The following is a 14,928-nucleotide window of genomic DNA, read 5'->3' on the forward strand; positions in this document are numbered from 1 at the left end:
ATGTCAGTCTCCTGGCGGAGTGGAAGCGTCTGTATCTTCGCCACCCTTTGACTCCTCCAGCGATTCGTCCGCGGCGACCATGGCTTCCAGTCGGCGCATGCCCTTTTCCATGTTCAGCGCCGTGGCGATGCCGTCCAGCGACAGTCCCAGCTCCACCAGGGTGATGGCCACCGCCGGCTGCATGCCGACCACGATCACCTTGGCATCGAGGATGCGCGAGACCTGGGCGATGTGGGACAGCATCCGGCCAATGAAGGAGTCGACGATTTCCAGCGCCGAGATGTCGATGAGCACGCCCTTGGCCTTGTGCCGCACGATCTGCTCGGTGAGGTCTTCCTGCAGGTCCAGCGCCAGCTGGTCGTGCATGTCGACCTGGATGCTCAGCAGCAGGAAGGGGCCCAGCTTGAGGATCGGAATCCGCTCGATCATGGCGCGTTCCTCAGATCCTTACCGGGGCGGCCAGGCGCACGCCCTGCTGGCGCAGGGCCAGGCGGAAGGCATCGGCCAGGGACGCCTTGGTGATCACATCGCCCAGGTCCACGCCCAGGTGGACGATGGTGGCGGCGATCTGCGGGCGGATGCCGCTGATGATGCACTGGGCACCCATCAGGCGGGCGGCGGTCACCGTCTTGAGCAGGTGCTGGGCGACCATGGTGTCCACCGTGGGCACACCGGTGATATCGATGATGGCGATGTCCGACTCGGTCTGGACGATCTTTTCCAGCAGCGACTCCATCACCACCTGGGTGCGGTTGCTGTCCAGCGCCCCGATCAGCGGGATGGCGAGGATGCCGTCCCACAGTTCCACCACCGGGGTGGACAGTTCCAGCATGCTTTCCTGCTGCTCGCGGATCACCGTCTCGCGGCCGCTCATGTAGCTTTCCATGCTGTACAGGCCGAGATCGTCGATCAGCCGGGTGGCGGCCCAGATCTCGGCGAGCGGGTCGTCGCACTCGTTCTGGATCAGGTTGAACAGCGGTTCCTTGAGCGAGAAGACGAAGGTCGCCGTCTGCGCCGGCGTCAGGCCCGCACGGCTCTGGTCGAAGGAGAAGCGCTCCAGCAGCGCCCGTACCGGCTGCCAGTGCGGCTCGCGCAGATTGCCCAGGCCCTGGGCGGCGGCCACGGTGATCCGCCGCAGCAACTCGGCGGAATTGGCCAGGATGGTGGTTTCGTCGAGCAGGTCGATGCGCATGCCGGCGGCGCGCTGGGCGCCGATCCAGGCATCGAGCAGCGGCCGCTCATGGGTGCGCAGCAGCTCGACCAAAGCGGTACTGTACATGAAGGTTCCTAGGTGACGAGAAGACGGCTCAGGACGGGCCGACCGGGCGGAAAGCATGGGAAGAGGCGGCAGGTGCAGGCAGGGATCCGACCGTGCGATCGGATCCCCCGGGGATCACATGTCCATCTTTTCCTTGGTGATCTTGCCGGTCTTGGCGTCGGCATGGAAGTCGTACTTCATACCATCTTTCTTCATGCCTTCGCCTTCCCACTGACCGTCATCGGCTTCGATCTTGGTGATCGAGGTGTAGCCCTGCTCCATGAGCTTGGACTTGACGTCGTTCATGGGCATCCAGTCGGCACCGGGCTGGTCGGCCAGGGCCGCGGTGCTGGCCAGGACGGAACAGGCAAACAGGGAAGCGAGCAGCTTGGATTTCATCGCGAGACCTCGTCGTGGTGGTATGCCCAGGGTTGGACCACCACCGGGCGCGACAGATCCCCTCTGGCCCAGGCGTTAGACTGACGATTCTTCGACCAGATGCGGCAACAGCCCGACCGGTGCCGACTTGGGCTTACCCTTGACCTTGCGCGGCGTATAGGGGTGACTGGCCAGGCGCCAGAGATCGCGCCAGCGCTCGGCGAGGGCGGTGGGCTTGTCCAGATAGAGGCGCAGGCCCAGGGAAAAGGCCTTCGCCTGCAGCCGCTCGCGCTGCTGGGCCAGGCTTTCGCCGATGGCCAGGCGGGTGTTGCTGGCGCCGAACAGGGTTGGCTCGTCCACCAACAGCTGCTGCATCACCGCCAGGTCGTGATCGTCGCCCAGGTATTCCGAAAGGCGCTTGAGGCTCTTCTGCCGCGTCTTGAATTCCGCCGGCCAGGCCGCGGCGAGCAGCTGGGTGTGATACCAGTGATCCTTCACCCGCTTGCGCCAGTCGTGCAGGGTATCGTCGGTGGGCTTGTCGCGCGCGGTCTTGAGCGCCTGGCGCCCGGCCTTGTAGTTGTCTTCCAGGCCGCGGGCGAAGAGGGCAAAGCCCTTGCCGGAGAGTTTCCAGCCGGCCACCTCCTCACGCATGGCGGTCAGCGCCTCGAGCAACTCGGGATGGCCGCTGGCCGCGGCGATCTGCTGGTCGGCGCGCTCCTGCAGGCGCTGGCGTACGCGCTTCATGGCCGGCGAGGCGAATCTCTTGCGGTCGGACTCGCCCAGCTTGTCCCAGCTTTCCACCAGGGCGGCGCTGTCACGCAGCGACGACAGCTCGCGCCCGAGGTCGCGCAGGCGCCGATTACGACTGGCGAAGGCGCGCTTGCCCAGGGCGCCGTGCAGCAGCCGCAGGAGGGCGCGCAGCTCCTTGAGTCGCTTGCGCGTCTCGTGGACGCCCTTGGGGGTGCCGCTGGACAGGGACGCCTCAGCCTGCACCAGACGATCCGTCACCACGCGGCGGACTTCCTCGTCAGCCGGTTGCCGCGCATCGAAACGAAAGGCCATCGAACTCTCCTCAATAGGTGGACTGCAGCACCCGCTTGCGCGGGAGCGTAACGGTAAGAAAGACCTTCACGACAGCGGGAGATGCCAAATTTCATCTAAACGTCATATTTCCTTCATGCCGCTCACGCCGGGCACCGCCTGCCGCCAGGTCGGTCAGAAGGGCTATAGTTGCCCGACCCCCCGCGCAAGGAGATCCGGATGTTCGAAGCCGCCGAAAACGAACACCTGCTCGACGAGGCCACCTACGACGCCAAGCTGCCCAAGCTGCGCGAGGCGCTGCTGGCCGCCCAGTACGAACTCAAGACCCAGGGCCGCTTCCCGGTGATCGTGCTGATCAATGGCATCGAGGGCGCGGGCAAGGGCGAGACGGTCAAGCTGCTCAACGAGTGGATGGATCCGCGCCTGATCCGCGTCGAGACCTTTCTGCAGCCCAGCCACGAGGAACGCCAGCACCCGCCGGCGTGGCGCTACTGGCAGCGCCTGCCGGGCAAGGGGCGGATCGGCGTGTTCTTTGGCAACTGGTACAGCCAGATGCTGCACGGCCGGGTCAACAAGGAACTCAGTCGCGTCGAGCTGGATGCCGCCATCGGCCAGGCGGAGCGTTTCGAGCACATGCTCGCCGACGAAGGCGCGCTGATCCTCAAGTTCTGGTTCCACCTCTCCAAGCCCCAGCTCAAGCAGCGCCTGAAGCACCTCAAGAACGATCCCCGCCTGGGCTGGAAGCTCAGTCCGCTGGACTGGCGCCAGGCCAAGGTCTATGACCGCTTCGTCAAGGAGGGCGAGCGCGTGGTGCGGCGAACCCATCACGACTATGCCCCCTGGCACGTGGTGCCCGGTTTCGACGAGCGCTTTCGCAGCCTGACCGTCGGCACCGTGCTGCTCAAGGCGCTGCAGCGCGCCCTGGCCAACAAGCCGCGCAAGCAGCGCAAGGCCGCCGCGGTACTGCCGCCGCCGGTCGATGGCCGCGGCGTGCTGGAGGCCATGGACCTGAGTCAGCGCCTGGACAAGGCCGATTACGACGACCAGCTGCTCGCCGAGCAGGCCCGGCTGGCGCGGCGGCTGCGCGACAAGAAGTATCGCCACCATGCCCTGGTGGCGGCCTTCGAGGGCAACGACGCCGCTGGCAAGGGCAGTGCCATCCGCCGCGTCACGGGTGCCCTGGATCCCCGGCAGTACCGCATCGTCCCGGTCGCCGCGCCCAGCGACGAAGAACTGGCCCAGCCCTATCTCTGGCGCTTCTGGCGGCATATCCCGCGGCAGGGCAATTTCACCATCTTCGATCGTTCCTGGTACGGCCGGGTACTGGTGGAGCGGGTCGAGGGACTGACCCCCGCCGCCGACTGGCAGCGCGCCTATGGCGAGATCAACGACTTCGAGGAACAGCTCCACGACACCGGCCTCGTGCTGGCCAAGTTCTGGCTGGCCATCGACCAGGACACCCAGCTGGAGCGCTTTCGCGCCCGCGAGGAAACGCCCTTCAAGCGCTTCAAGATCACCGAGGACGACTGGCGCAATCGCGACAAGTGGGACCTCTACAGCCAGGCGGTCAACGACATGGTGGTGCAGACCAGCACGGCCATCGCGCCCTGGACGCTGGTGGAGGCCAACGACAAGCGATTCGCCCGGGTGAAGGTGGTGCGGACGCTCAACGAGGCATTGGAGCGGGCGTATGACAAGGATTGAGTGAAGCCCGGCTTTCGGTAAAAGCGGTTGCTTAGCTCGTTGTCGTGCCCTGGGTACACTTCTGTTTCGCCCCGCCGGGCGACTTACTTTTTTCAATCGCCAAAAAAGTAAGCAAAAACGCTTGCCCCGCCATCCGGCCCCGGCTGCGCCAGGGTCCGCTCTCTCCATCGCCGCTCCAGGGGCCCGCCGCGAAGGGCCTTCCCTGGCCCTCGCGACTCTCGCGGCATCCATGCCGCTCGACCCCTTGCGCAACGATTACGTTCGCCCTGCTGGAAGGGGCATTGGGCGCGCCGGTACCTGGGGTTGCCCAAGAGAAGGGACGACGTGAAGCGTGGCAACGTTGGCTAAAACATTGAATCCCAGAAACGAAAAAGCCCCACCGAAGTGGGGCCTTTCTGCAACCGGATCAGTCGTTAGACAACTTGAACCTGGTCAGCTTGCATACCCTTCTGGCCTTTGACAGCCACGAAAGTGACCTTCTGGCCTTCGCTCAGGCTCTTGAAGCCGGCGCTTTCGATGGAGCGGTAGTGCACGAACAGGTCGGCGCCGCTTTCCGGGGTGATGAAGCCGTAGCCTTTTTCATCGTTGAACCACTTGACGGTGCCATTTTCACGATTGGACATGAGTATCTCCAGGGTGTAGGGGGAACAACCACGTTAGCGAGACATTCGCTAGCGGGACTGTAATGCGAGAGTGAGACGAGCCAGGAGATGAAAATGAAGCAACATCAAGCAGGTATCGAGTAACTATTGCAGTAGCAGTGCCCACACCATACTCGCTTTCGCGAGCTTGTATAGCCCTGATTCGCATATTTGTTGACCAGTGGCGCTGCTTGCGCTGCCAGAGCGTCTCACTCAGGCTACGGATTCCCCTGCTCGAAAGAGACTCCGCATGGACAAGCTGCACCGGATCAAGGGGGCCTGGCCCTACCTGATCGCCGTCTTTCTCAACGCCTTCGTCGATCTTGGCCACAAGATCGTCATCCAGAACACCGTGTTCAAGGTCTATGACGGTTCCACCCAGGTGGTGCTGACCGCCCTGGTCAACGGCATGATGCTGTTGCCCTTCATCCTGCTGTTCAGTCCCTCCGGGCATGTGGCCGATCGCTTCGCCAAGGTCCGGGTGCTGCGCCTCGGTGGCTGGGCGGCGGTGGCCATCACCCTGTGCATCACCCTGGCCTACTATGCCGGGCTGTTCGAGCTGGCCTTCGCCATGACGCTCCTGCTGGCCATCCAGGCGACCTTCTACTCGCCGGCCAAGTACGGCTACATCAAGGCGCTGTTCGGCAAGCAGCGGCTGGCCGAGGGCAATGGCCTGGTGCAGGCCAATTCCATCATCGCCATTCTCGCCGGCACCGTGGTCTTCACCGCCTTCTTCCAGCTGCACCTGGGCGAGGGCCAGGCCACGCCCCATGCGATCCTGCAGGACATCGCGCCGCTGGGCTGGCTGCTGGTGCTCTGCAGCCTGGCCGAGGTGGCGCTGCTCTATCGCCTGCCGCTGCTGGAAGAGCCCAGGCCGCGCGAGCCCTTCGACTGGCATGCCTATCTGCGGCTGCAGACTGCCCGGCGCAACCTGGCGGTGATCGGCGAGAATCCGGTGATCCGCCTGTCGATCATTGGCCTGGCGGTGTTCTGGTCGGTGGGCCAGGTGCTGCTGGCGAGCTTTCCGGCCTATGCCAAGGATCATCTGGGCATCGACAACGTGCTGCTGTTGCAGGGCATCCTGGCCTGCGCCGGGATCGGCATCGCCATCGGCTCGGCGCTGGCCAGTCGGGCCTCGCGTGGGCGCATCGAGACCGGACTGATCCCGGTGGGCGCCCTAGGCATCGCCCTCGGCCTGTGGTGGCTGCCGGCGCCCAGTTCGGCCTGGGTGCATGCGCTCAACTTCATCTTCATCGGCCTGATGGGCGGGCTGTTCATCGTCCCGCTCAACGCCCTGATCCAGTTCAATGCCCGCGAGGACCAGCTCGGTACGGTGCTGGCGGCCAACAACTGGGTGCAGAACGTCGCCATGCTGAGCTTTCTGGTGCTCACCGCGGTGATCGCCCTGCTCGGTCTGGACAGTCGCTGGCTGCTGCTGCTGATCGCCGCCGTGGCGCTGATCGGCGGCGCCTACACGGTGTGGAAGCTGCCCCAGAGCCTGGTGCGTTTCCTGCTCGGCCTGATGGTCACCCGGCACTACCGCATCCAGGTGCAGGGCCTGCAGAACCTGCCGGCCCAGGGCGGGGTGCTGCTGCTGGGCAATCACATCAGCTGGGTGGACTGGGCCATGGTGCAGATCGCCAGCCCGCGCCCGGTACGCTTCGTGATGCTGCGCGCGATCTACGAGCGCTGGTACCTGAAGCCCTTCCTCAAGGCCATGGGCTGCCTGCCCATCGCCCAGGGCAGCGGTGCCGGCGCGGCGCTGGAACAGGTGGCCGGGCTGCTGAACGCCGGCGAGGTGGTCTGCCTGTTTCCGGAAGGGGCGATCAGCCGCACCGGTCAGCTCGGCGAATTCCGCCGCGGCTACGAAAAGGCCTGCGAGCGGGTCGGTCCCGAGGTGCAGATCGTGCCCTTCTACCTGCGCGGCCTCTGGGGCAGCCAGTTCTCGCGCTCTTCCAGCAAGCTCAAGGAACTGCGGGACAGCCCGCTGCACCGCGAGGTGGTGGTGGCCTTCGGCAGGGCGTTGCCCAAGGACACCCCGGCCGATGTACTCAAGCGGCGGATCTTCGAGTTGTCGATTCGCTCCTGGGAGCGCTACATGCAGGGCCTGCCGTCGCTGGCCGATGCCTGGGTCGCCAGCGTCAAGCGCCGGCCCAATGGCCTGGCGCTGATCGACGACCTGGGCGCTCCGCTCAAGGCCGCCCAGGCGCTTACCGGCGCCGCCTGCCTGGCGCGGCGGATGCGCAAGCGGCCCGAGGCCAATCTCGGCCTGCTGCTGCCCACCAGCAGCGGCGGCATGCTGGCCAACATGGCGGTGCTGCTGGCCGGCAAGACCCTGGTCAATCTCAACTACACGGCCACGCCCGAGGCGCTGGCGTCCGGCCTGGAGCAGGCCGGTATCCGGACCGTTTACACCTCCAAGCGCTTTCTCGACCGCCTGCGCAAGCGCGGCCTGCCGGTGGACGAGTTGCTGGCCGGACGCGAGGTGGTGGATCTGGAGGAGTTGCGCGCCGGCATCGGCAAGGCTGAACTGCTGGCCAACTGGCTGGCGGTCTGGCTGTTGCCCACCGCCATGCTGCAGGTGCTGCTGAGTCGCGCCCACGATCCCGAGGCCACCGCCGCCATCCTCTTCTCCAGTGGCAGCGAGGGCACGCCCAAGGGGGTGATGCTCAGCCACAGCAACCTCATGGCCAATCTCAAGCAGACCTCGGACGTGCTCAACACCCAGGACGACGACGTCTTCATGGCCTCGCTGCCGCTGTTCCACGCCTTCGGCCTCACCGTGACCCAGTTCCTGCCGCTGATCGAAGGGGTGCCGGTGGTCTGCCAGGCCGATCCCACCGACGTGGCCGGCATCGCCAAGGCGGTGGCGACCCATCGCGCCACGGTGCTCTGCGGCACCTCGACCTTCCTGCGGCTGTTCGTGCGCAACACCAAGGTGCATCCGCTGATGCTGGAGAGTCTGCGCATCGTGGTGGCCGGTGCCGAGCGCCTGGATCCGGCGGTGCGCGAGGCCTTCAAGCTCAAGTTCAACCAGGACATCTACGAGGGCTACGGTGCCACCGAGACCGCGCCGGTGGCCTCGGTCAACCTGCCCGATGCCCTGGACATGAGCTACCTGCAGGTGCAGCGCGGTGGCAAGCTCGGCACCGTGGGCATGCCGCTGCCGGGAACCGGCTTCAAGATCGTCGACCCCCAGACCTTTGCCGAATTGGCCACCGGCGCGGCCGGCATGGTGCTGATCGGCGGGCCGCAACTGATGCAGGGGTATCTGAACGATCCCGAGCGCACCGCCAAGGCGATCCGCGAGATCGACGGCGAGCGCTGGTACGTGACCGGCGACCAGGGTCGGCTGGACGAGGACGGCTTTCTCACCATCGTCGACCGCTATTCGCGCTTCGCCAAGATCGGCGGCGAGATGGTCAGCCTGGGCGCCGTGGAGCAGGCCCTGGCCAGGGCGGTGGCCGATCCGGAGATCGAGCTGCAGGCGGTCAATCTGCCGGACGCCAGGAAGGGCGAGCGCATCGTGGTGCTGCATACCGGCACCCTGAACGGCGCGGCGGTGGAAAAGACCCTGCTGGCCCAGGGGGTGAGCGGCCTGCTGCTGCCCTCGGCCTGGCTGGCGGTGGACAGCCTGCCGAAACTGGGCACCGGCAAGGCCGACGTGGCCGGCGCGAAACGTCTGGCGCAGACGCGGTTGAGCGAGGCGGGGGAGGCCTAGCGATAAATCGTCCATCCGGCGCCGGCGAACCCTAAAGCCTGGCGCCGTTTGGCCGATCATGAGGGGGCTAATCATTTTTTCGAGGTCTTCCCGGTGAAGCTACGCTCCCTCAACATCGCCCCGCGGGCCCTGGTCGCCTTTGGTTTCTTCGCCCTGCTGGTAATCGGCCTCGGGCTGTTTTCCCTGGGCCAGAATCGCGTCATCAAGGAGGGCGAGGAGCAGATCGTCGGCAACGTGATCCCCAGCGTCCAGACCATCGGCGAGATCCGCGCCGATCTGCTGAGTCTGCGCATGCACAACCAGGGGCTAATGCTGGCCAGCTCGAATGCCGAGACCCAGGCGGTGCACAAGGCCATCGAGGCGGCCAAGGCCAGCCTGGAACAGCATGTGCGCCAGTTCGACGCCCTGTTGCTCACCGACACCGGGCGGGAGGTCTACACCCGCATGACCGGCCAGCTGGCCACCTACCTGAACAACCAGAATCGCTATCTCAAGGCGCTGGACGACCAGAACGACGCCGAGCTGCTCAAGCTGGCCGGGCAGGACGGCGAGATGGCCCACAGTGGCAATGCCCTGAGCGCCACCGTCAACGAACTCGCCGGAGTGGTCGACGGCAAGGTCACGCGTCTGGCCGCTGCCTCCATGGCCAGCTACCACAGCGCCATCGCCATCACCGTGGCGGTGATGGTGGCGGCCCTGGCCGGTACCCTGCTGCTGGCCTGGCGCTTTACCCGCAGCCTCACCGGGCCGCTGGAAAAGGCCCTGGCGGTGGCCGAGCGCATCGCCGCCAACGACCTCAGCCGGACCGTCGAGCCGGACGGGCACGACGAACCCGGTCGGCTGCTGGCGGCCATGGCGCGGATGCAGGACAACCTGCGCGGCACCCTGGAGCGGCTGACCCTGTCGTCCACTACCCTGGCGTCCACCTCCGAAGAGTTGTCGACGGTCACCGAGACGGGGCTGCGCGGCATCCAGCGGCAGAACGACGAACTGGCCCAGGCGGCCACCGCCGTCAACCAGATGACCGCTGCGGTGGAGGAGGTCGCGCGCAATGCCGCTGCCGCCAGCGCCGCCGCCCAGGACTCGCGCACCTCGGCCGATCTCGGCCAGCGCCGGGTCGAGGAGACCCTCACCACCATTCACGCGCTGCACACGGCGGTGGCCTCCAGCAGCGGCGAGATCGACGGCCTGGCCGCCCAGGTGCAGCGCATCAGCGGGGTGCTCGACGTCATCCGCGGCATCGCCGAGCAGACCAATCTGCTGGCGCTCAACGCCGCCATCGAAGCCGCGCGTGCCGGTGAGGCGGGCCGCGGCTTTGCCGTGGTGGCCGACGAGGTGCGCGCCCTGGCGGCCCGTACCCAGCAGTCCACCGGCGAGATCGAAGACATGATCGGCGCCATCCAGGGCGGCGCCGGCAAGGCGGTGGACGCCATGGCCACCAGCAATCAGCAGGCCGGTGTCTGCCTGGAGGTGGCCGCGGCCGCCGGCGCGGCCCTGGCCGAGATCGGTCGCCACATCGTGCAGATCACCGAGCGCAACCTGAGCATCTCCGCCGCCACCGAGGAGCAGGCCCAGGTGGCCCGCGAGGTGGATCGCAACCTCACCAGCATCCGCGACCTGTCCACCCAGAACGCCGCCGGCGCCGGGCAGACCGCCGCCGCCAGCACCGACCTGGCGCGTCTGGCCGGCGACCTGAATGGCGCGGTGCGGCAGTTCCGCCTCTGAGCACAGGGTCCGCCTAGCGGGCGATGTCCTCCAGTGCCCGGTTGCGGGTGCGCGGGCCGAACAGGCCGATGGTCAGCACCACGATCAGCATGCTGGCGACGATGAAGGCCAGCACGCCCGGGGTGCCCAGGCGCTCCAGCAGGGTGCCGATCAGCAGGCTGCTGAACACCGTGGACAACCGGCTGAAGGAATAGCAGAAGCCCACCGCCCGGGCGCGGATGGCGGTGGGAAACAGCTCGGCCTGGTAGGAGTGGAAGGCGAAGGTCAGCCAGGCGTTGCAGAAGGTGATGCCGACGCCACAGAGGATCAGGCCGAGGGCGCCCTGCTGCAGGGCGAACAGGCTGCCGAAGCCCACCGTCCCCAGGGCCGAGCCGACGATCTGCCACTTGTTCTCGAAGCGATTGGCGATGCGCACGAACAGCAGCGGCCCCAGCGGATAGGCGAGGGTGATGACGAAGGCATAGCCCAGGCTGTGGGTCAGGCTCACGCCCTGGCCGGACAGCAGCGCCGGTAGCCAGTTGCCGAAGCCGAAGAACCCGATGGCCTGGAACAGATTGAAGACGATCAGCATGATCACCCGGCGCCGATAGGGTGGTTGCCACAGCGCCGCGAAGCGCGCGCTCACGGCGCGTTCTTCGACGATCGCCGCCGGCGGCGGCAGCGGCTGGCCGGTGTCGGCCTGGCAGGCTGCTTCCAGGCGCTCCACGCCCTGTTCGGCTTCGTCCAGCCGGCCCTGCTGGGCCAGCCAGCGCGGTGATTCGGGCAGGCGCTGGCGCAGCCACCAGATGAACAGGGCGAAGACGGCACTGGACAGCACCACCCAGCGCCAGCCGGAGATCCCCAGCGGCGCCTGGGGTACCAGCCACCAGGACAGCAGCGCCACCGCCGGCACCGAGAGGAATTGAATGGCGAAGGCGAAGGCGAACGCCGAGGTGCGCATGGCCTTGGGCACCAGTTCCGACAGATAGGCGTCGATGGTCACCAGCTCCAGGCCCAGGCCGATGCCCACCACGAAGCGCAAGGCGATCAGCCCCAGGGCAGTGGTCTGCAGGCCCATGGCCAGGGTCGCCAGGGTGTAGCCGACCAGCGCCCAGGTAAAGATCGCCCGGCGACCGAAGCGGTCGGCGATGGGGCTGAGCAGGCTGGCACCGACGAACAGGCCGAGAAAGGTGGCCGCGGCGAAGGCGGCCTGGTCGGAGACGCCGAATACCCCGGCCGCGCCGGTCTGGAAGACGCCATCGCGCAACAGGCCGGGGCTGATGTAGGCGGTCTGGAACAGGTCGTAGAGTTCGAAGAAGCCGCCGATGGACAGCAGGGCCACCAGGCGCCACAGGCTGCGGGTGGCTGGCAAGCGATCGAGGCGCGCCGACAGAGCGGCGGCCCGCTGGGAGGCGGGCAGGGCAGTGGCCGAAGCCGAAGACGCAAAGGGCATGGGACGCTATCCAGATAACAGTCGTCCTACAGCTTACGGATCAGGCCGTGCCGAATGTTGCCAAAGATTTCCGCGGTAGCGTCGTCTTTTGGCAGGAAATCGCGTTTTCGAACTCGAATCTGGCAGCGACGTGCGCCGATCAGGGAACCAGCGCCAGGGCAGTGCGCAGATCGACCACCAGGACATCCAGATAACCGCCCTGCAGCGCGCCGCGGATGGCGTTGACCTTGCGCAGCCCCCCAGCGAGACCCACCACGCGGTCGATCTTCAGCAGTTGCGGCAGGTCCACCGCCACCACGGTCTCTTCGCTGTCGTCCAGCACCGGCCGGCCCTGGGCATCGAAGTACCTCAGGCAGATGTCGCCCACCGCGCCACGGGCGGCGAGCACCTCCAGCATGGCTTCGCCATGGTAGTTGCCGCTGTTGCGCAGCAGCTGCGACGGCTCCAGTTCGCCGATGCCGACCAGGGCCACGGTGAGCCGGGCGAAGCGCTCGGTCACCTCGCGCACCTCGTCCAGCTGCAGGATGCGCTGGCGACTTTCCGGTGACTGCTCGATGCTCTGGGACGGCAGCAGATAGGCCGGGCAACCCAGCAGGTTGGCCAGTTGCTGGGTCAGCAGGGTGGCCTCGAAGGCGCCCTTGTTGCCGACCCCGCCGAGCAGCTGCACTACCTCGGTGGCGCCCTGGCGACTGCTACCCCGGTGCATGTGGCCGACCATGGCGCGGATGGTCGAGCTCCAGGAGGAGATGCCGATGTGGTCGCGTTCGGTGACGCTGGTTTCCAGGTAGTGGGCGGCGGCCGAGCCGATGGCCTGCTTGATGGCCTCTTCGTCGTCGCCGGTGGGCTCCACCACGATCGCCTGGCGGATGCCATAGCGCTGCTGCAGCTGGCGCTCCAGTTCCAGGTGGAAATTGCGCGGGCGCTGTACCGAGATGCGCACGATGCCTTCCTTGAGCGCTCGGCTCAGGGCGCGGCTGACGAAGGATTGCGACAGGTCGAGCTGTTCGGAGATCTGCGACTGCTTGAGTCCTTCTTCGTAGTAGAGGGAGGCGATCTTGGTCAGCAGGCGTTGTTCTTCGAGGTTACTCATCCAGATTCCCGGTACCCGCGGATACGCCGCGCTCGCGGCGGCCAGCCCGGACCAGGAAGTCCCCTGACCGCGACGAACCACCGAAAAGCAGGCACGTACCTGTTAGAAAGGCGCATTTTCCAGCTATTTTCCCTCAGCCTCTCGCCGGACGCCAAGGTTTTTGCGGCCTGGCGTCCCCGGGTGTCGATCAGGACATGATCAGGCCACCGTCCACATTGATCGCCTGGCCGGTGATGTAGGCGGCGTCCGCCGAAGCGAGGAAGGCCACCAGGCCGGCCACGTCGGCGGGGGTGCCGGCGCGCTTCATGGGTATGTTGCCGACCCATTCGGTCATCAGTTCGCCCTGGCCATAGCGCTTTTCCGGGGTGGAAAGGATCTCGCCCCAGACCCGGTCGTTGTAGTCCCACATCTCGCTTTCGATGATGCCCGGGCAGAAGGCGTTGACCGTGATGCCGTGGCGCGCCAGTTCGTGGGCCAGACTCTGGGTAATGCCGATGACGCCCATCTTGCTCGCCGCATAGTGCGGCGTGTAGATGAACCCCTGGCGACCCTGGCCGGAGCTGGTGTTGATCAGGCGTCCGCCACGACCGGCGGCTACCATGCGCTTGGCCGCCTCGCGGCAGCATAGCCAGACGCCGGTGGTGTTGACCTGCAGGATGCGATCGAAGTCCTCGCGCGGCATGCGGTCGAAGGCGTCGATGGTGATGATCCCGGCGTTCTGCACCGAGACGTCGATACGACCGAAGCGGGCCGCGGCCTGGGCATAGAGGTCGGCCACCGCCGCCTCGTCGGTGATGTCCACCACCAGCGGCAGCACCTCGGCACCGGTCTCGGCGGCCAGCCGCGCGGCGGTCTCGTGCACCCGCTCGGCGTTGGACACCAGCACCAGGTTGGCACCCTCGCGACCGAAGCGCTCGGCGATCCCCTCGCCGATGCCGCGGCAGCCGCCGGTGATGACTACGGTTTGACCTGCGAAGCGACGTTCCACGTGAAACCTCCTAGGGCTATAGGCCACGATCTCGCGAGCTAGAGCCAAACAAGGCGAAAAGACCTGAGGAAGCGGACCGGGCTTGCGCTCAAGTTTACGAATGGTAAATGAGCATTCCGACGGGGCTGGCCTTCCAGGGTCTTTTCAACGCAGTTTGGCCGACGCGCAGCAGATCGTGAAGGCGTTACCAGCAGACGAAACCGCCATCGACGATCAGATCGACGCCGGTGCAGAAGGACGCGGCCGGGCTGCAGAGGAAGATCGCCGGACCGACCATTTCCTCCACCTCGGCCATGCGGCCCAGCGGGGTGGTCTGCTCGAAGATCTTGACCTGGTCGGCCACCTCGGGACGGGTGTTCATCGGCGTGGCGGTGTAGCCGGGGCTGATGCAGTTGACCCGGATGCCGCGCTCGGCCCATTCCATCGCCAGGCTCTTGGTCAGGTGGATGACCCCGGCCTTGGAGGTGTTGTAGTGGGCCTGCAGGAGGCCGCGATTGACGATGCTGCCGGACATGGAGGCGATGTTGACGATGGCCCCGCGACCGCGCGGCAGCATCACCCGGGCCTGGGCCTGGCAGCTGAGCATCACCCCGGTGAGGTTGATGTCGAGCATGCGCTGCCAGCGCTCCAGTTCCAGCGCCTCGGCCGGCTGGGCGTTGGCGATGCCGGCGCTGTTGACGGCGAGACTCAGGGGACCGAGTTCGGCCTCGGTACGGGCCACGGCGGCTTCCAGGTCGGCGGCGCTGGTCACCGAGCCTTCCAGGGCCAGGGCACGGCGGCCGTGGGCCTGGATACGCTCGACGGTGCCGGCCAGGTCGCGACTGCCGGGCAGGTCGAAGCAGGCCACATTGGCCCCGGCCTCGGCGAGCCCGATGGCGATGGCCTGGCCGATGCCGCTGCCGGCACCGGTGACGAAGGCGGTCTGGCCGCCGAGATCGAAGAGACGCATG

General features: G+C 66.6%; 12 protein-coding genes and 1 pseudogene. 4 read left to right on the plus strand and 9 right to left on the minus strand.

All coding sequences use genetic code 11. From position 1 onward, the window contains the following. Positions 1-3 precede the first annotated feature (3 nt). From QE393_RS20140 to QE393_RS20155, 4 genes are all read right to left on the minus strand, one after another. The gene (locus QE393_RS20140) at positions 4-429 is read right to left on the minus strand and encodes an STAS domain-containing protein (RefSeq protein ID WP_405046267.1); all 426 of its coding nucleotides are present in this window, start codon (positions 427-429) and stop codon (positions 4-6) included. A gap of 10 nt (positions 430-439) precedes the next feature. Beyond that, entirely contained in the window at positions 440-1,279 is an 840-nt protein-coding gene (locus QE393_RS20145) for an STAS domain-containing protein (RefSeq protein WP_310045278.1), read from the minus strand. Between the two features lie 114 nt (positions 1,280-1,393). Beyond that, a complete protein-coding gene (locus QE393_RS20150) occupies positions 1,394-1,657 on the minus strand; it encodes a PepSY domain-containing protein (RefSeq protein WP_007160186.1) in 264 nt (87 codons plus the stop codon). 75 nt (positions 1,658-1,732) lie between these two features. Further along, complete coding sequence (locus QE393_RS20155; RefSeq protein WP_310045282.1) at positions 1,733-2,698, minus strand: CHAD domain-containing protein; 966 nt, start codon at positions 2,696-2,698, stop codon at positions 1,733-1,735. A gap of 198 nt (positions 2,699-2,896) precedes the next feature. On the opposite strand from QE393_RS20155, the gene pap reads away from it, so the two are divergent. Beyond that, on the plus strand, positions 2,897-4,381 hold the full coding sequence (gene pap / locus QE393_RS20160) for a polyphosphate:AMP phosphotransferase (protein ID WP_310045284.1): 1,485 nt from the start codon (positions 2,897-2,899) through the stop codon (positions 4,379-4,381). A gap of 413 nt (positions 4,382-4,794) precedes the next feature. Here pap and QE393_RS20165 read toward each other — a convergent pair whose 3' ends face one another. After that, entirely contained in the window at positions 4,795-5,004 is a 210-nt protein-coding gene (locus QE393_RS20165) for a cold-shock protein (protein WP_007160189.1), read from the minus strand. 268 nt (positions 5,005-5,272) lie between these two features. Between QE393_RS20165 and QE393_RS20170 the strand changes: the two genes are divergently transcribed. The 3 genes and pseudogenes from QE393_RS20170 (at position 5,273) to QE393_RS22690 (ending at position 10,468) form a co-directional block, all read left to right on the plus strand. Then, entirely contained in the window at positions 5,273-8,743 is a 3,471-nt protein-coding gene (locus QE393_RS20170) for an acyl-[ACP]--phospholipid O-acyltransferase (RefSeq protein WP_310045286.1), read from the plus strand. 93 nt (positions 8,744-8,836) lie between these two features. Next, a pseudogene (locus QE393_RS22685) lies at positions 8,837-9,610 on the plus strand (MCP four helix bundle domain-containing protein); the annotation flags it as partial. After that, positions 9,605-10,468, plus strand: a complete 864-nt coding sequence (locus QE393_RS22690) for a methyl-accepting chemotaxis protein (protein WP_405046312.1) — start codon at positions 9,605-9,607, stop codon at positions 10,466-10,468. The pseudogene QE393_RS22685 and the gene QE393_RS22690, both read left to right, overlap by 6 nt. A gap of 13 nt (positions 10,469-10,481) precedes the next feature. Here QE393_RS22690 and QE393_RS20180 read toward each other — a convergent pair whose 3' ends face one another. The 4 genes from QE393_RS20180 to QE393_RS20195 form a co-directional block, all read right to left on the minus strand. Next, the gene (locus tag QE393_RS20180) at positions 10,482-11,900 is read right to left on the minus strand and encodes an MFS transporter (protein ID WP_310045289.1); all 1,419 of its coding nucleotides are present in this window, start codon (positions 11,898-11,900) and stop codon (positions 10,482-10,484) included. 139 nt (positions 11,901-12,039) lie between these two features. Continuing rightward, positions 12,040-12,990, minus strand: a complete 951-nt coding sequence (locus tag QE393_RS20185) for a sugar-binding transcriptional regulator (RefSeq protein WP_273805438.1) — start codon at positions 12,988-12,990, stop codon at positions 12,040-12,042. 187 nt (positions 12,991-13,177) lie between these two features. After that, entirely contained in the window at positions 13,178-13,978 is an 801-nt protein-coding gene (locus tag QE393_RS20190) for an SDR family oxidoreductase (protein WP_310045290.1), read from the minus strand. Positions 13,979-14,162: 184 nt separating this feature from the next. Next, positions 14,163-14,927, minus strand: coding sequence for an SDR family oxidoreductase (locus tag QE393_RS20195; protein WP_273805436.1), 765 nt, complete (start codon positions 14,925-14,927; stop codon positions 14,163-14,165). Position 14,928: the final 1 nt, after the last annotated feature.

The organism is Pseudomonas sp. SORGH_AS_0211, assembly GCF_031453455.1.
GTDB lineage: Bacteria > Pseudomonadota > Gammaproteobacteria > Pseudomonadales > Pseudomonadaceae > Chryseomonas > Chryseomonas aestiva.